Source organism: Enterococcus sp. M190262 (assembly GCF_005843965.1).
Taxonomy (GTDB): Bacteria; Bacillota; Bacilli; order Lactobacillales; family Enterococcaceae; genus Enterococcus_D; species Enterococcus_D gallinarum.
In genome coordinates this window covers 2,764,816-2,780,926 of sequence record NZ_CP040461.1, presented here as the reverse complement: position 1 = coordinate 2,780,926, position 16,111 = coordinate 2,764,816, and the positions used below count along the sequence as shown (strand labels likewise).

Genomic DNA, 16,111 nt, shown 5'->3' with positions numbered 1-16,111 from the left:
AAAAAAGCATTAAGCAGCCGCCCAATGCCCCTACAATAATGATTTTGCACCCGCCAAGGTAATTTCATTATACCAAATAAAGGGGCGATTGAGCAATGATGCTATTAAGAGAGATAGATTTTCGTAGGACTAGGCAGAATGCAAAAAGCATTTTGAGAAATTATCGTCGGTTGGAGCGGATTGCTGGTCGATCTAAGATTGATGTCCGCTCACCGATCATCACTGATATGCCTAAAACACCAAGTAACGGCAACAAATCAGAAGATGCGATCATCCAGATGATGGATGCGGAGGCAGAAAGGGATGCTATTGTAGTAGCTCTTTTGGCGTTGGGAATAGATAGTCGCCAAGTTTTGTATTATTCGTATTGTACTGTTGATCGATACTCAAATGTTGGAATTGCTCAGCAAATGGGTTATTCGGTTAGGACAATCGAAGATTACAAAGCAACCGCCTTGATTGAATTTGCTGAAGCCTATCGAAAAGGAAAATTAATAGAATATTGCTGAATCGATGTGGTTTTTATGTGGAAATACTGCGGTTTTTACATGATTTTGCGTAGTATTATTGTAGTATCAACTATTGTAAATAACAGGGCGCACTCCTTTATGATGTGTTGGCAGACCTCCTTTCTGAATTTCATTTTCAGCGCCCTGTATTTAAACTAAGACGGCGACAAAAAAATTTACTATAGAATGGAGTTGAATTCACTCCTTTTCTTCATTCGCTAGCCGTCTTTTTCAGGAATTAGCTCAGTTTGGTAGAGCGTCAGATTTTTAATCTGAAGATCGTAGGTTCAAATCCTACATTCCTGATTGGGAGTTGTCGATTGGATTACTCACATGATCTTTGATACTTCCTACTAAGCAGTCCTTCGGGGCTGTTTTTTGTTATGGAATTTTTTGTTCTTTCTTGATATTCTGATATTAAGAGGGGTGAAAGAATGCAAGATGTTTTTTATAAACAGTTAGTAAAGGTAGAGAAAGATATAATGTATAAATTTTATGAGGAAAAACGAATTGAATTTGGTTTGCATGATGGCGCTATATATGGTTTGATTATTGAATTTCGAAAGAAAAGTATGAGTGCATTATATTTATTGGAAAACAATTTGACATCTGGTGTCGGCAGTTTGATTCGATCATTATTTGAAATAACTATATACCTTGAGTTTATAGTTAAAAAAGACTCAGTGAATAGAGGAACAGCTTTTTGGTTGGATTATAAGTTAACACAGGCCAAATTGTTTTCGTTGCTAAAAGGCAATAGTAACGAAAGTAGAAAGACAAGGGAACTTTTACAAGTGAATTTAGATGATTTTCTAAGACATTCTGAGTCTTATTTCCCTGAAGAGAGTGTCGATAAATGGGAAAACCAATATGAAAAGTTACTTCCAAGGAAAGGTAGGAAACGAAGAAAATGGTATGATTTTGACGAAAAAACCAAAAATTTTTATGACCTATGTAAATCTATGGATAAAATTGGAGAATACAACACTATTTTTAGAATCTTTTCGCAGAATACTCATTCAAGTGACGTATCTAGGAATTTCAATATAGGAGAAAATTATTTAGAGATTGAGAGTCAGGTTGATGACAGAGAAGCGTTGACTAAGTTAGTACAAAGTTTAACATATTCTATTCTTAATAGCGCATTTAAATATTATGATCTTAAAGGCACGGAAAGAGCAGTGAGTTCTTCATTAAAACTATATTTTGACAATAATAAATAACCTTTTATTTCTAATAAAAAATTCAAGACACTGTTCTTGAGTTTTTTTTCTTTTTTATCTTTTATTTTCAAAACAAACACAGATTGCGAGGTGGTGGAAATGGATGGTTAAATTAACCGAAAAGCAACGTCGATTTGCGGACGAATACATCAAACTAGGAAACGCTACAGAAGCGGCTAGGTTGGCTGGATATTCGACTAAGACGGCTGCAGTAGTTGGCGCTGAAAACCTAACAAAACCTAATATAAAATTCTATATTGATAAGGTTCTTTCAGAAATGGCATCTAAGAGAGTTATGGATGCCACTGAAGCAATGGAGCTTTTGACCAGCATAGCTCGTGGGGAAATCGAAGAGATAGTCTACATCGGCACCGCAGATGGCGTGATTAAAGTGGAGAAACCACCGGATATTAATCAAAAGACTAATGCACTAAAAGAAATCTTGAAAAGGTATCCGATTGATAGAGAAGGCAAACAACGTCTATTGAAAGCTCAAGCTGATAAAGCCGTTGCTGAGGCTAAGATTATTGAAAATACGGCTGCTAAACTTGATGGTAGTGGTAAAGTTAACCAATTACTAAAAGCCTTGTTAGATGTTAAATCTGGAGGTGATGGTAGTGGCTCAACAGATCAAGTTCAGTCCTAAACAGATTGAAAATATCAATTTTGATTCTAGTTCTATTACAGTTGAATTAAACGAAGGAACTCCCAGAAGTGGAAAAACAACATCCGATATATTTAAAATGGCAGATTTCTATTTAAGAAGTCCTGATATGAATCATCTTGTGACTGCATATAACCAGGAACAAGCTTATAGGATGTTTATGGATGGCGATGGATTAGGTCTTGTGCATATCTTTGATGGCTGCTCTAGTATTCGTCATGATGAACACGGAGATCATTTGCTACTTCAAACTCCTATCGGAGAAAAGAAGATTTACTATAAAGGTGGAGGGAAGGTTAATAGCGTTGGGGCGATAACAGGGATGTCTCTTGGGTCAGTTGTTTATCTTGAATTCAATTTGCTAAATTTAGCATTTATAAGGGAATCGTTTAGACGGACCTTCGATGCAAAGTGGCGGTACCATCTTGCTGAACAAAATCCACCGGCTCCAAATCATCCGAATCTTGAAGAACTCGAAAGATTTGAAAAATCCGGACGTTTCTTCTTTAGACACTGGACACCTAATGATAATCCGATATTAACTGAGCAACGTAAAAACGAGTTGAAAAATGAGTTATCAGTTTCTGATTATTTGTTCAAGCGAGATTGGCTCGGACAAAGGGTGATGCCTGAAGGTGTGATTTACTCAATGTTTGATCGTGAGAAACACATTTCCAGTCAAATAAAAGGTAAAGTTGTAGAATGTTTCTTCACTGCTGATGGTGGTCAGTCTGATGCAACAACGTGTGCTTGCAATGTTATCACTTGGGATGAAGGCACTTATTACCTTTATCGAATGGCCAACTACTACCATAGTGGTGCAGATACAGGTGTAACTCTTGCGATGAGTGTCTATGCGACTAAAATTCAAGAGTTTGTAAACTGGTGTTATAAAGAGTGGAATTGGTTACCAAGATACAACTGGTTTTTTGTAGATCCGGCATGTAAATCCCTAAGGGAAGAACTCCATTTGCTAAATATCCAAACTACAAGAGCCGATAACAATTCCTCGGATAAAATTACGAGCAATGGAACCAAAATCGAAGTCGGAATAGAAAGAATGCAGAACGCCTTTTCTAAGGGCGTTTTTTTGTTGTATGACATCAACGGTATTTATGATCATTACAATTTTATCAAAGAGCTAGGAATGTACGTGAGAAATGACAATGGCACACCGGTTGATAAAAACAACCACGCGATGGATGAATGCCGGTATGCGATAAACTATTTCACTCGTAGATATTTGGTTTAGGAGGTGACAAATTGGGACTAATTCAGTCAATTAAAAGTTTATTTAGAAAGGGGGCTGAGGCTATCTTGCCAGTTCAAAGTCTTAACTCGGTCTTGGACCATCCGAAAATCAACTTAGAGTCAGAAGAATACAACAGAATCATTGAAAACCTTAGATACTATGAGGGCAAGCATGATGATATTCAATTTAAGAATAGCAACGGAAAGACAAAAAAACGCCCTTTTTCTAGCATTAACATGATGAAAAAAGTCGCCGGACAGTATGCAACAGTAGTTTTCAATGAGCAATGTGAGATTGAAGTAGATGGTGATGCAAAAGAGTTCATCGAAAAAGTATTCGAACACAACGATTTCAAGAAAAACTTTGCTAAGTATCTAGAGCCAATGTTTGCACTTGGTGGCCTAGCATGTAGACCGTATTTGGATAAGAAAACCAATCAAATTGAATTTTCTTGGGCGTTAGCAGATGCCTTTTATCCATTAGATAGTAATTCAAATAATATTAGTGAATGTGCTATTCCTTTCAGGACTATCCGAACAGAAGGCGGAAGACAGGTCTATTACACATTGTTGGAATTTCATGAATGGCAAGAAAATGGGATGTATACAATCACAAATGAGCTATATCGATCGGAGATGCCAGAAATAGTAGGATCGCAGGTCAATTTATCCTTGCTTTATGATGATCTAGAACCTCAGTCAACTTTCAATACAGGCGTATTGTCCAGACCGTTATTCGCATATCTAAAAACAAGTGGGTTTAATAATATTTCTCCATATTCTCAATTGGGGTTAGGTGTTTGTGATAACTGTAAGAAGACATTAGACCGCATTAACCGGACGTTTGACGAATTCAATGAGGAAATCAGACGAGGAAAGAGACGGATCGCTGCGAGTGAGATGCTTCTGAAAAGTCGTGTAGAGAATGGCCAGGTCAAAATGTACTTTGATGATGACGAAGACACTTTCCAAATTATACCTGGGGCCAATATGGATGATTACACAATCAAAGATCTAACCACTAGCATTCGGACAACGGAATACGTTGCTGCGATCAACCATCATCTGAGAACCTTGGAAATGGAAACAAATCTTTCTAGCGGAACATTTAGTTTCGATAGTTCTGGAAAGTTATCCACAAAAACTGCTACAGAAGTGGTCAGCGAGAACTCTCAAACTTATCAGACACGATCAATGCAAATCACCAATATCGAAAAGTTTGTTAAGGAACTGGTTATCACTGTTTGCGAGCTAGGTAAATCATTAAACGTCTACGATGGTTCAATCCCGTCATTTGATGATGTAGGTGTCAATTTTGATGATGGAGCATTTACATCTACGAGTGAAAAACTCACGTTTTATCAGCAACTGATAACGCTAGGTTATCCAGTTAATAAAGCTTTTGAGAAGATTTTGAATCTTCCAGAAGACGAAGCATTGGAACTTTATCAGTTAGGATTGCGACAAAGTGCGGATAAGTTATCCGGAATGATGTCTAATGCAGGTCTACCAGAGGAAATGGAGTGATTAAATGGCAATCACTCAACGACAACTAGACATTAAATCTGCTGCAATACAAGATTCTTACTTAACTCTTGAAGAAGAAATTATGCAGCTAGTTGTTGATCGATTAAAGATTAAAACTAATGCAGAACTCTCCAAGGATACTGTTTTTCAGTGGTATCTTGAAAAATTGGATCAACTGGGGCTACTTAACTGGGAGACAATCAATGAGTTGGTTGAGGAAACCAACGGTGTTACCAAGAATGAGCTAGCCGATATTGTTACAAAAGAAGGCTACAAGAAGAATCTGCAAGAAAACAAGAAACTTGCTAATTTGGCCAAAACACCCGTTAAAGAATGGACTAACTTGGATCAAATACTCAACCAATATTTCGAAAGTCAATGGTTAGATTTTGAGAATCATATCAATCAGACACTTTTGTCTACCAATTATCAAGTAAACTCAATTGCAAAGATGTATCAGCAAGTTCTGAATGATACGGTCGCAAGAATCATCGGGGGTCTGGTAACGCCACAGAAAGCTTTTAGAAGGGCAATCTATGAAATGGTTCAAAAAGGGATTGATGTCAGTCTAAAAGACAAGTCAGGGAAGTCGTGGACGCTTGAGGCGTATGTACGTACCGTGATCAAATCAACAACAGGCACTGTACTTAATGATTTGAGACTCGAAAGAGGTATAAACGAATATGGAATAGTTACAGCTCTTATGAGTCATCATCCGACAGCTCGTGATGCTTGTAGCAAGATCCAGGGTAAATATGTTCTGATGGTTCCTAAAGCTCAAGCACCTGCAGAATACCGTCACTTACCTAGCGTATACGACTATGGTTGGAAGACACCTGCCGGATGTAACGGTATTAATTGTAATCATCGTTGGTATTCTCAACTACCTATGGAAGATACTGGCATGACTGATCCTGTGAACCCAGAAATTGCTCAACAAAACGCTAAAATTGTTGCTAAACAACGAAGATTAGAGCGATCAATTAGAATGGCTAAGAAATCTCTCAAGGCTTCCGAATGGTTAGGCGATCTAGAAGACATCGAACACTTTAAATCGATTGTACGAGCAAGACAAGCTGTCCTGCGACAATTTATTGAAGACAACAAAACTCTTTTACATCGATCATATGATCGGGAACAAGTTTATTCATAATCCATATCCAAAAGTCTAGTATTGCTGGGCTTTTTTGTTTTGCTTTAGACCTGCTCGGATGTCTCTAAAAGACGGACTCGAAGCGGGAGTTGCCGCTCTAAAAACACTTAGGAGGAATATTGATGAAAAAAGAAGACTTAATCGCTTTAGGAATTGACGAAGATACGGCTAAAAATGTGATGGCTTTGCACGGTAAGACAGTAACGCAACTTAATGCGCAAGTAGCTACCGCAGAAAGTGAGCGTGACAGTGCGAAACAGGAACTGCAAGCCAACCAAGCTGAATTAGACACGTTGAAAGAATCAGCAAAAGGTAATGAAGATCTCGAAAAGCAACTTGCTGACTTACAAACAAAGTTTGACGAATCAAAAACCAATTCCGAAAAGCAATTTGCTGAACAACAGAAAGATTTTGCTATCAAATTGGCGCTTAAAGAAGCACAGGCGCTTGATGAGGACATTGTCCTTACTCAATTAGACAAGGACACGATTAAAGTCGTTGATGGCAAATTACAAGGATTTGATGAACAACTAAAATCCCTACAAGAAAGCAAAGCATTCTTATTTCAGCAACAAGAACAAAACGAGGATAAACCAACTCCTACGATCTTTGCTGGGGGCATTCCTAAAGGAGCTGGCAGCAATGAAAAAACGATGGTACAAAAAATTCAAGAAAGATTAGGTGAATAAATATGGCTTTAGTATTAGACAGTAAAGACTTAGCAACTATTGATAAGGAATTCCGTGCCGATTCTCAAGTTTGGGATGTTCTGACCCAAGGAGCAAAGAGCATCACTGCGGCTGACTTTGTCGGAGTAAATGAAGTCCGAATTAATAAAATGAGTGGATTTGTGGAAGCAACACAATATAAACGTAATCAAGACAATGCTAGAAGTGCAGTTAGCATTGAGAAGGAAACGATCAAACTTACTCATGAAGACTGGTTTGCATATGATGTAGATCAGTTAGATCAATCTGAGAGTGCAGCTTTGACAATTAACAATGTTGTAACTGAACATAAACGATTGATTACCGTTCCTCATCGTGACAAAGTGGCTATTCAAGTTATGTTTGACAATGCAGGTAAAAAAATCAATGAAACTTTGACTTCGAAAAATATTCTCACTGCATATGACGCTGCAGAAGAATACATGACAGACAATGAAGTTCCTGGCGGATATGTGATGTTTGTTTCAGCAGCTACTTATCGATTATTGAAAAATGCTGATGGAGTCAGCAAAACTTTCTCCACAAATCAAATGCAGATTAACGGAATCAATCGTACGGTTGCTCAAATTGACGGTGGTGTGCCAATTATCAAAGTTGCAAAAGGCCGTATGTCTGGTTTGACAATTGAAGATACTGTAAACTTTATCATTACACCACTAACAGCAATTGCTCCAATCGTTAAATTTGGTACGGTTGACACTGTTCCGGCTAGTCAAGATCGCAATGGCTACCGTGATACAATTAAAGGTTTGGACTATTACGATGCGATTGTATTTGATAATGCTAAAAAAGCAATTTATGTATCTTACGTCCCAAAAGCGTAGCCCCATCAGGAGTGACGTTAGATCAAACGACGTTATCTCTTGAAGTTGGGGGCACAGCGACGTTGAAAGCTACCGTTTCGCCTGCAGAATCAAGTGACAAATCAGTTCAATTTAGTTCCAGCGATACGGCAATTGCGACTGTCACTCCTGTACAAGGGAAAGTAACAGCGGTAGCGGCTGGATCTGCAACGATCACAGCAACAACAGTAAATGGCAAAACTGCAACTTGCCAAGTTACCGTGACGGAGGGAGCTTAATAAGCTCTCTTTTTTGGAAGGAGGGACTTATGGCTTACTTGACTTATACGGAATACAATGAAATCGGATATACATCAATGACTGAAGACGAGTTCGATGAGTTAGTCAACAAAGCTTGTGATCTTGTTGATGTACAAACAAGAAATTTTTATCAGTTCAACGATCTAGAATCTGACATTGACTTTCGCAAATCGAAATTCAAAAAGGCAGTTGCAGCTCAAATAGAATATATGTATCAAGCGAATGCTACTTCGACACTTGAGATCAACAGTCCTCAAAGCTGGTCAGTAGATGGTATGAGCGTAACTGAAGCTAGCAGATACAATAATACAGGAGCAAACGAGTCGCCCTCTATTATGTCCGACGATGCTATCTTACTTCTATCCGGCACGGGATTGCTGTTTAGGGGGCTAGGGTAATGGGTTATTATCGTTTACCACCAAAAAAAGCGTTCTGTCACACGATAACCTATAAGGAAGTAATCGGAGAAGATGATTGGCAAAATCCTATTACCAAAGATTGGACGGTTGAAAACTGTTGGTTTAACTTTGCTTCAAAGTTTACTCGTTCAGGAATAAACTCTACTGATGATGCTCCAAACGCTTCTATCACCATGACAGATCGCTACTGTGGACCGCTACCAGATTTCAAAGTAGAAACAAAAATTGAGTTCAAAGGTGATGAGTTTACAATTATTACTTCTAAACCGTTGATTTTAAATGGACAGTCCATTGGTTGGCGACTGGAGGTAGTCTGATGTCTGGTATCAAAGTTGATTTAAGTGGAGTTAGGAAAAAGTTGTCAACTGAAAATTTTGAGCGTGGTCAGTTCAATATGGCATCAAGGATGCATTCAACGATGAACGAAAACTTTGTCCCTGAAAAAGACGGCGATCTTCGTAAAATGAGTAATGTCGCTCCAGATGGTAGTCAGATTGAATGGATTTCCGTATACACTAGGCGCCAATTCTATGCGCCGGGCGGTTGGAAGTACACGACTCCAGGAACCGGACCAAGATGGGATCTAAAAGCAGAAGCAATCTTTATGAGCGACTGGATAAAAGCATTTAAGAAAGGAGCCGGGTTGTAGTGGACTTTATAGAACGCTTAAATCAATCAGTGAACACTATTCCGAGCCTGCCACTCAAATGTGTTCTGGGTTATTTACCACCAAAGGATGAAGCTTTTGTTTTGTACCCGTTAGCAGGTGGCCAAGTGACCCAAGAATTCTTTGACGGTACAAAAGATCAAGAGTTGAACTTTGAATTTGCAATGAAGTCACAAGATCAGCAGAAAATAAGTAATGCACTTTGGCTTGTACAAAATTATCTAGAAGAGCTGTCGGAGCTAAATAGTTCTGATGGCTCTTTTGATTTCGACTCTATTAGCATTACAAACAAACCATTCATCAATCAACTGGATGAAACAGGAACCTATATCTTTTTGGTTGATATAAAAGCAAAAATCACAACTTATCCTAAGGGGGAAACAAACTGATGGCAAGAAAAAAGAACGCCCTACGGCAACATTTTGTTGCTGACTATGATGCAACGAAACCTGATACTAAACCATTGGAAGATGCCTACAAGAAATTTGGGCGTTACGTAACAACTATCGAAGACGATGGCGATATCCAATCGGAAGATTATTCAGATTATGACGGTGATGGATCTGTTTCTACAGATGTTACTGGTGTAACTGAAAAATGGAATTTTTCTGGTTATTGGGATCCGGAGCAAGAAGCTCAACAACTTGTCAAAAAGAAGAAACGTGCTAAAGGTGATGATCGGAAAGTTTGGCATAAGATCATTGAAACAGACGAAACGACAATTGAAGGCGTTGGAACTCTTAGCGAGAAGATCGTAGTCGGTTCTGGTGAAGCTTCTGATTGGGAACCTTTCAGCTGTGCTATCACTTATGACAAAACACCAGAAGTAACGGAACCAACACCCTAATGCTCCCCGGAAGGTAACCGGGGAAATTAAAGAAGAGGGATCTATTTCTCTTAGCTGGGATGCTATAGATGATGCACAAAGTTATATTGTTCATTACGGCAATGCTAATCAGTCAGAACCAACACAAGCTGTCAATATGGGTTATACAGAAACAAACTCATGGACTTTAGCGACTGGAGATGTGCCAACATTGGCAGCTGGAGATAAGATTTATCTCTATGTTCAGACGTACAGAGAAAAAGGTGTAGGCGCAACGGATGTTGAGAAAGCTCGTTATCTACATGATGGGCCTTATACCGGTTCAGCTTGGTCAACGCCAACAATTTTAACTAAAGACTAAAAGGGAGGGCTTATTGCCCTCTTTTTTTATTAGGAGGAAACAAAAATGCAATTTGAAATTAAACGTTCTGGATTTCCTATAAACATCGGAGGAATTGAGTTTTTCTTTGGAACAACAGTCGAGGAATTAACACGCTTTTTCGATGTTCAAGACGAAGTCGAAGAAAAGATTGCGCCATTGGTGAAAAAGCGAGAAAAATTAGTGATCGATCAAGAAAATATTACTAAAAGTGATGCTGAAAGTCTTATTGAGATCTCTAATGAACTTAATGCTATTCAATATGATGCATTATTAGGCGAAGGTTCATATGAAAAAATCTATTCGAAACACAACGATGTACTTCTGCTATTCGATTTGTTTGATCCAATCGCTGAGAACGTTGCTGAAGCAATTGAAAACGATGCGAAAGATCGTGAAGACAAATTAGCACAACGCAAAGCAAATATGCTGAAGAAGAAAGCTCTTAAAAACAAAAAGAAGAAAAAGTAGGTGATTTAGATGCGGTTGAATGACCCATTGACCACTGAAATTGAGTTTGAAGGTATTACGTATCCACTAGATCTGGCTTTTGATAATGTCTTGGATGTTTTAGATGCAATCTCTGATAAGTCGTTGATGGTTTGGGAAAAGGTTGATTTGGCGCTCAATCTCCTTGTAGGCGAATCTAATCTTACCTTCAAGAAACAAATGGAGCTTTGGGAGTTGATTTTGAATCGGCATATTCAGATCGGAAGTCAAGAGAAAGTGATTTATGACTTAGAAGGCAATCCTATGCCAACGCCTAAATCTTCTGATGAAAAAAAGAGTATGGACTTGGTCCAAGATGCTAAGTACATATATGCCTCCTTCCGTCAAATCGGCATTAATCTTTTTGAAGAACAAGGGAAAATGCATTGGGAAGAATTTCAAGCTATCCTAGAAAGCCTTCCTGATGACACAATTCTTCCAAAAATTGTTCAAATCCGTAACTGGTCGCCTAGTAAAGGCGAAAGCGAAAAGGAAAAAGAGCGCATGAGAGAACTGCAAGTCAAATACTCCTTAAATAGGGAGGTGAATGCTGATGGCTGATGGGAAAATTGTTATTGCTGTGGATGTTGATGGAAAACAGGTGTCTGTACTAAATAAGAATTTGGATCAATTGGAAGGAAAGTCTTCCAAAGCCGGAGCTTCCATAAAAAACATGGCTGTCAGCATGGGGCTTGTAAAAGTTGCCGGTGCAGCATTTAAAGTCCTAGCAAACTCTTTAGATAGTGCGATAAGTCGATTTGACACGATGCAAAAGTTTCCCAAAGTAATGAATGCACTAGGTTTTAGCGCAAAAGAATCACAAAAATCTATTGATAAACTATCCAATGGAATCGACGGTCTTCTTACTAAACTTGATGACGTTGTTGCAAGCACCCAGCAAATGACTGCTATCACAGGGGATTTGGATAAATCTACCGATACTGTTCTAGCCTTGAATAATGCTTTTCTCGCATCTGGAGCCTCTACAGAGGACGCTAGTCGAGGAATGCAACAATTTAATCAAATGTTATCAACAGGCACCGTTGACTTAGAAAGTTGGAAAACTCTTCAAGAAACGATGCCTTTAGCTTTGCAAAAGACCGCTGAAGCTATGGGATTTGTTGGCAAGTCTGCTCAACGAGATTTATATGCAGCTTTGAAAGATGGAACTGTAACATTTGACCAATTCAATGACAAGCTTATTGAGCTCGGAACTGGCACTGGAATGCTTGCTGACCTTGCCAAAGAAAATAGTTTAGGGATTGCTACTTCTTTTGGAAATTTGAGCAATGCTGTAGCCAAGGGTGTAGCCAATGTAATTACTAAGTTAGATGAGTTGTCTCAGGTTTTGACAGGTAAAACAATTGCTCAAAACATAGATAGTGTTAAAGGTGTCATTAATAATGCATTCTCAGCAGTCACCGACTCTATACAAATCGTTATCGATAATTCAGATCAGCTGGTATCTGCTATTGGCGTTTTGAAAGACACAGCTGAAATAACTGCCCCCTTTTTAGTGGCACTTGCTGGAGCAATGCTTTCATTAGAAATTGCTTCTGCAGTATCTACTGCGATTAATTTTCTAACTGCCGCGATAACTGGTCTAAAAATAGCATCGATGACACTGAGTAATTTAGGACTTGCCGGAACAATTAAAATGTTAGCTGGTTTTATGAGTCCTGTTAGCTGGATAATAGCAGCAATTGGTGCGTTAGTAGCATTATTCGTATACTTTTACAAAACAAATGAAACCTTCCGAGAAGGAGTTAACAAAACTGTATCAGTCCTAAAAGAAGGTCTTTTCTCTGCTTTCAACTGGCTAAAAACTGTTTTAGCTGGTGTTTTACCAACGCTTCAAAAAGTAGCTTCAATAGTCGGTACGGCAATAGTCAATGGATTCAATAAAATGGTAGTTGTTGGTTCGGCAATTCTATCCGTCGTTGTTCCAGCCCTACAACGATTCGCAAGTGCTGCAAAGGAAGTTTTGTCTTCCGGATTGGAAAAAATGGGTTCAATTTTATCCACAATCGGCAATATTCTTTCGGGCGCTTTTTCCTCTGGCATACAACTAGCAGGCGATTTGTTAGAACGTTTAGGTGGTTCTTTTGGGAAAATCGGCGGTGTAGTAAGTATTGTGATTAGCGTGCTGACGAAACTGGCACTTGTTGCTTTGGGATTAACAGGTCCATGGGGGACTTTGATTTCCTTAGTCTTATCTTTTGTAGCAGCGTGGGTTAAAACAGGAGACCTCTCGGCAGATGGAATCACTCAAGTTTTTGATAACTTGCAGTCAACAATCACAAACGTTGCTGGTTTTATAAGTACCAACTTACCCAAATTCGTGCAGCTTGCAACAGATCTTATCACCGGATTTTTGAACGGATTGACTGCAGCTTTACCAGGAATTGTTTCTGTTGCTACAGAAATCATTCAAACTCTGGTTAATGCTATAACTACAGTTTTGCCTCAAATTATTTCATTAGCGACGCAAGTGATCACTACTTTAGTTCAAGGGTTAGCAATGGCATTGCCAGCGTTGATGATTGTAGCTTCTCAAATAATTGTCCAGCTTATTACGGCTATAGCTGATGTCTTACCACAATTGGTAGAAGTTGGTGTCTCTGTCCTTAAAGCCCTAATAGAAGGGATAACGAGTGCGCTACCAGTCATTATCAAAGCGGCAATAGGCATCTTGAATGCACTAATTGATACTCTTTTATCAGTTTTGCCAATGCTGCTCGATGTTGGTCTGCAAATTATCACTACTTTGTTAGACGCAATTATTTCGGCACTCCCTGCGTTGACGGAAGCAGCAACAACGATTGTCACTGGATTACTGACGGCCTTTATAACAGCTTTACCAATGCTTATCGCTGTTGGGGTACAAATATTAATGGCACTGATCCAAGGGCTGTTATCAATACTTCCAACATTACTAATGGCTGTCTTACAAATTATTATGGCACTTGTGACAGCGTTGATTGCGGCATTGCCACAAATCATTGAAGCCGGAATTCAATTATTAATGGCGCTGATCCAAGGTATTTTGTCAATCTTACCACAACTGATCAATGCGGCTATTCAAATCATTACGGCCTTATTAGGGGCTCTTATCGAAGCCTTACCGCAACTGATTGATGCTGGTGTTCAACTGTTGCTAGGATTAGTTGCTGGTGTCATATCGGTACTTCCACAGTTAGTTGCAGCTGCTTTGCAACTGATTGTAGCTCTTTTAGGTGCATTGATTGGTGCGGTTCCTCAGCTGCTATCTGCAGGTGTTAAGCTAATTGGAGCTCTAATAAGTGGGGTTTTAAGCTTGCTAGGACAGTTATTATCTGCTGGAGGCAAGTTAATTAGTGGGTTACTTTCTACAATTTTAGGATTCTTAGGAGACTTATTGTCAGCAGGTGGCAAGTTAATCGCAAGTCTCGTATCCGGAATAGGTGGAGCGATTGGCGGTGTATTCTCTGCAGCAGGAGATATTGCAAGTGCAGTTATCGACACTATTTCAGGAATTGACTTATTCGGTGCTGGTAAAGCTATTATCGATGGCTTTTTAGGTGGCTTAAAATCAGCTTATGAAAACGTCAAAAGTTTTGTTAGAGGAATTGCGGACTGGATTGCAGAACACAAAGGGCCTATTAGTTATGATAGACGTTTGTTAATTCCAGCCGGTAAAGCTATCATGGGCGGATTTGATGAGAGCTTGCAGTCGAACTTCAAAAATGTACAACGTACAGTAAGTGGTATGGCTGACCGATTAAATTCAAGTTTTAATTTGACTCCAGAAATGGCTTTAGGCGTTGGGAATATCGGCACAGCAAGTCTAGGATCATCTATTGCGAACAATTCAACAAGCACTTCGACTGTAATCAACAATCAAGGGCTATTAGAAGGTGCTATCTTCCAAGTTAGAGAAGAAGCAGATGTTCAGAAAATAGCAAAAGAGATCAATGATTTAACCACAAAAGAAGCTGGAAATAAAGGATTTAGGAGGATGAGATAGTATGATTACATTAATAGACGGCACAAAATCAATTAGACTTGAAGAGTTTGATATGCGTCCTTTGCGTAATCATACACGTCCTCGCTCTGGTAAGATCACCCATCGTACTCAACACATTGATGGTCGAATGGGCGATTGGTACTTTGGTGCTGAGATAGGACCGAAAACTTATGGGCTTCAAGCAAACACATTGATTCAAAAGTGGGACAATTTAGAAGAGCGGTTAGATCAACTATCTGCTTTTTTATTTGATTCCAAGGGACATCCTAAGCTTTTGAAGTGCAAGTGGGATAATACAGAAAAGTTTGCTTTCGTACGTCTTGCGGAAGCTATAACTCCTGATGTATCTACTATTCTTGAAAAAATTCCTATTCAGTTTATAAATTATGATTCTAATGAATATGCTAAGTCAGATGCATACGATCTTGACCAACCTTTGAAATACGATGCTGGGAATGAGTATGGATCAAAAGCTTATCCTAACACTCAATCATTTGTTTGGAATATTGTTCCAAATCATTACGCTGGTATTGAAAACTATTCTTATCTTGATACACCTATGAAAATTACAATTAAAGGTACTATAAAGGGTGGATCGATAAAACATTTAGAGTCTGCTAAGTCAATTTCTTTTCCCGATGTAAGTAATGGAACAGTCATCATAGATACAGAAACATATAATATTTCTGTTAATGGCTCTGATAGTCTTGAATTTGATGGAGAATTTTTTGAAATGTCAAACGGCAGCAATGGATTTCAGTTTAGTGCTGAACAAGCGAACGCAACGGTTACTTTTGACTGGGTGCATAAATATATGTAAAAAATGCTTATACACAATTTTTATAGTGTATAAGCATACTTCCTTAGTATTAATAGAACTTAGCTTCTTGATCAATTATCACGGTATCGCCATCTCGAGTAAATTCACGATTTGTTCGAATTCTCCGTCCTCCTTGAGAAACTTCATCGCAGATTACCGTTCCGTTATCATAAGTATAGAATCTTTGAAAAATAAAGCTATCATTAACAACGAATTTGGATATTAATTTCCCAGGAACTTTAAAAGATAACCCTTGTGGATGTGTATCATCCAAGATAATAATATTTGATAGGTTAGTTTCTTCCATTAATAACCACCTCACTTTCTATAAGTCAATTATACCAGAAT

20 protein-coding genes and 1 tRNA gene are annotated in these 16,111 nt (G+C 38.7%); 20 read left to right on the top strand and 1 reads right to left on the bottom strand.

What is annotated here, in order from left to right; all coding sequences use genetic code 11:
* Nucleotides 1–95: 95 nt before the first annotated feature.
* The 20 genes from FE005_RS13100 (at nt 96) to FE005_RS13005 (ending at nt 15,763) form a co-directional block, all read left to right on the top strand.
* Entirely contained in the window at nt 96–509 is a 414-nt protein-coding gene (locus tag FE005_RS13100) for an ArpU family phage packaging/lysis transcriptional regulator (RefSeq protein WP_040013712.1), read from the top strand.
* Between the two features lie 232 nt (nt 510–741).
* A tRNA-Lys gene (locus tag FE005_RS13095) sits at nt 742–815 on the top strand.
* Nucleotides 816–943: 128 nt separating this feature from the next.
* Entirely contained in the window at nt 944–1,732 is a 789-nt protein-coding gene (locus tag FE005_RS13090) for a DUF5677 domain-containing protein (RefSeq protein ID WP_138371957.1), read from the top strand.
* Nucleotides 1,733–1,835: 103 nt separating this feature from the next.
* Nucleotides 1,836–2,378, top strand: coding sequence for a terminase small subunit (locus FE005_RS13085; RefSeq protein WP_138371956.1), 543 nt, complete (start codon nt 1,836–1,838; stop codon nt 2,376–2,378).
* Nucleotides 2,344–3,648, top strand: a complete 1,305-nt coding sequence (locus FE005_RS13080; protein ID WP_230320925.1) for a PBSX family phage terminase large subunit — start codon at nt 2,344–2,346, stop codon at nt 3,646–3,648. Before FE005_RS13085 ends, FE005_RS13080 begins: the two co-directional genes overlap by 35 nt.
* 11 nt (nt 3,649–3,659) lie before the next feature.
* Nucleotides 3,660–5,174, top strand: a complete 1,515-nt coding sequence (locus FE005_RS13075; protein WP_175413553.1) for a phage portal protein — start codon at nt 3,660–3,662, stop codon at nt 5,172–5,174.
* A gap of 4 nt (nt 5,175–5,178) precedes the next feature.
* On the top strand, nt 5,179–6,327 hold the full coding sequence (locus tag FE005_RS13070; protein ID WP_138371953.1) for a phage minor capsid protein: 1,149 nt from the start codon (nt 5,179–5,181) through the stop codon (nt 6,325–6,327).
* Between the two features lie 122 nt (nt 6,328–6,449).
* Nucleotides 6,450–7,016: a phage scaffolding protein gene (locus FE005_RS13065; protein WP_138371952.1), complete on the top strand. Its 567-nt coding sequence runs from the start codon at nt 6,450–6,452 to the stop codon at nt 7,014–7,016.
* A gap of 2 nt (nt 7,017–7,018) precedes the next feature.
* Nucleotides 7,019–7,879 carry a capsid protein gene (locus FE005_RS13060; protein ID WP_138371951.1) on the top strand — a complete coding sequence of 287 codons (861 nt, stop codon included), beginning with the start codon at nt 7,019–7,021 and terminating at the stop codon, nt 7,877–7,879.
* An 11-nt stretch (nt 7,880–7,890) separates the two neighbouring features.
* A complete protein-coding gene (locus FE005_RS13055) occupies nt 7,891–8,136 on the top strand; it encodes an Ig-like domain-containing protein (RefSeq protein WP_138371950.1) in 246 nt (81 codons plus the stop codon).
* Between the two features lie 29 nt (nt 8,137–8,165).
* Entirely contained in the window at nt 8,166–8,555 is a 390-nt protein-coding gene (locus tag FE005_RS13050; RefSeq protein ID WP_138371949.1) for a hypothetical protein, read from the top strand.
* Nucleotides 8,555–8,893, top strand: coding sequence for a putative minor capsid protein (locus tag FE005_RS13045; RefSeq protein ID WP_138371948.1), 339 nt, complete (start codon nt 8,555–8,557; stop codon nt 8,891–8,893). The genes FE005_RS13050 and FE005_RS13045 overlap by 1 nt, the downstream gene beginning before the upstream one ends.
* Complete coding sequence (locus FE005_RS13040; protein ID WP_138371947.1) at nt 8,893–9,225, top strand: minor capsid protein; 333 nt, start codon at nt 8,893–8,895, stop codon at nt 9,223–9,225. The genes FE005_RS13045 and FE005_RS13040 overlap by 1 nt, the downstream gene beginning before the upstream one ends.
* Nucleotides 9,225–9,632 carry a minor capsid protein gene (locus FE005_RS13035; RefSeq protein ID WP_113849974.1) on the top strand — a complete coding sequence of 136 codons (408 nt, stop codon included), beginning with the start codon at nt 9,225–9,227 and terminating at the stop codon, nt 9,630–9,632. Before FE005_RS13040 ends, FE005_RS13035 begins: the two co-directional genes overlap by 1 nt.
* On the top strand, nt 9,632–10,090 hold the full coding sequence (locus FE005_RS13030) for a phage tail tube protein (RefSeq protein ID WP_138371946.1): 459 nt from the start codon (nt 9,632–9,634) through the stop codon (nt 10,088–10,090). Before FE005_RS13035 ends, FE005_RS13030 begins: the two co-directional genes overlap by 1 nt.
* Nucleotides 10,091–10,115: 25 nt before the next feature.
* Entirely contained in the window at nt 10,116–10,430 is a 315-nt protein-coding gene (locus FE005_RS13025) for a fibronectin type III domain-containing protein (RefSeq protein WP_138371945.1), read from the top strand.
* A gap of 45 nt (nt 10,431–10,475) precedes the next feature.
* Nucleotides 10,476–10,919, top strand: a complete 444-nt coding sequence (locus FE005_RS13020; protein ID WP_138371944.1) for a hypothetical protein — start codon at nt 10,476–10,478, stop codon at nt 10,917–10,919.
* A gap of 9 nt (nt 10,920–10,928) precedes the next feature.
* Nucleotides 10,929–11,498, top strand: a complete 570-nt coding sequence (locus FE005_RS13015) for a Gp15 family bacteriophage protein (protein ID WP_138371943.1) — start codon at nt 10,929–10,931, stop codon at nt 11,496–11,498.
* Entirely contained in the window at nt 11,491–14,943 is a 3,453-nt protein-coding gene (locus FE005_RS13010) for a tape measure protein (protein WP_138371942.1), read from the top strand. The genes FE005_RS13015 and FE005_RS13010 overlap by 8 nt, the downstream gene beginning before the upstream one ends.
* 1 nt (nt 14,944) lies before the next feature.
* Nucleotides 14,945–15,763 (top strand): phage tail domain-containing protein, encoded by an 819-nt coding sequence (locus FE005_RS13005; RefSeq protein ID WP_138371941.1) that lies wholly within the window; start codon nt 14,945–14,947, stop codon nt 15,761–15,763.
* A 49-nt stretch (nt 15,764–15,812) separates the two neighbouring features.
* Here FE005_RS13005 and FE005_RS13000 read toward each other — a convergent pair whose 3' ends face one another.
* A complete protein-coding gene (locus FE005_RS13000) occupies nt 15,813–16,070 on the bottom strand; it encodes a hypothetical protein (RefSeq protein ID WP_138371940.1) in 258 nt (85 codons plus the stop codon).
* Nucleotides 16,071–16,111 lie beyond the last annotated feature (41 nt).

What these genes read in the sequence shown, in the direction of transcription:
- FE005_RS13100 (WP_040013712.1), top strand. Translation starts at nt 96, where the DNA reads ATGATGCTATTAAGAGAGATAGATTTTCGTAGGACTAGGCAGAATGCA.
- FE005_RS13090 (WP_138371957.1), top strand. Translation starts at nt 944, where the DNA reads ATGCAAGATGTTTTTTATAAACAGTTAGTAAAGGTAGAGAAAGATATA.
- FE005_RS13085 (WP_138371956.1), top strand. Translation starts at nt 1,836, where the DNA reads ATGGTTAAATTAACCGAAAAGCAACGTCGATTTGCGGACGAATACATC.
- FE005_RS13080 (WP_230320925.1), top strand. Translation starts at nt 2,344, where the DNA reads ATGGTAGTGGCTCAACAGATCAAGTTCAGTCCTAAACAGATTGAAAAT.
- FE005_RS13070 (WP_138371953.1), top strand. Translation starts at nt 5,179, where the DNA reads ATGGCAATCACTCAACGACAACTAGACATTAAATCTGCTGCAATACAA.
- FE005_RS13065 (WP_138371952.1), top strand. Translation starts at nt 6,450, where the DNA reads ATGAAAAAAGAAGACTTAATCGCTTTAGGAATTGACGAAGATACGGCT.
- FE005_RS13060 (WP_138371951.1), top strand. Translation starts at nt 7,019, where the DNA reads ATGGCTTTAGTATTAGACAGTAAAGACTTAGCAACTATTGATAAGGAA.
- FE005_RS13050 (WP_138371949.1), top strand. Translation starts at nt 8,166, where the DNA reads ATGGCTTACTTGACTTATACGGAATACAATGAAATCGGATATACATCA.
- FE005_RS13045 (WP_138371948.1), top strand. Translation starts at nt 8,555, where the DNA reads ATGGGTTATTATCGTTTACCACCAAAAAAAGCGTTCTGTCACACGATA.
- FE005_RS13040 (WP_138371947.1), top strand. Translation starts at nt 8,893, where the DNA reads ATGTCTGGTATCAAAGTTGATTTAAGTGGAGTTAGGAAAAAGTTGTCA.
- FE005_RS13030 (WP_138371946.1), top strand. Translation starts at nt 9,632, where the DNA reads ATGGCAAGAAAAAAGAACGCCCTACGGCAACATTTTGTTGCTGACTAT.
- FE005_RS13020 (WP_138371944.1), top strand. Translation starts at nt 10,476, where the DNA reads ATGCAATTTGAAATTAAACGTTCTGGATTTCCTATAAACATCGGAGGA.
- FE005_RS13015 (WP_138371943.1), top strand. Translation starts at nt 10,929, where the DNA reads ATGCGGTTGAATGACCCATTGACCACTGAAATTGAGTTTGAAGGTATT.
- FE005_RS13010 (WP_138371942.1), top strand. Translation starts at nt 11,491, where the DNA reads ATGGCTGATGGGAAAATTGTTATTGCTGTGGATGTTGATGGAAAACAG.
- FE005_RS13005 (WP_138371941.1), top strand. Translation starts at nt 14,945, where the DNA reads ATGATTACATTAATAGACGGCACAAAATCAATTAGACTTGAAGAGTTT.
- FE005_RS13000 (WP_138371940.1), bottom strand. Translation starts at nt 16,070, where the DNA reads ATGGAAGAAACTAACCTATCAAATATTATTATCTTGGATGATACACAT.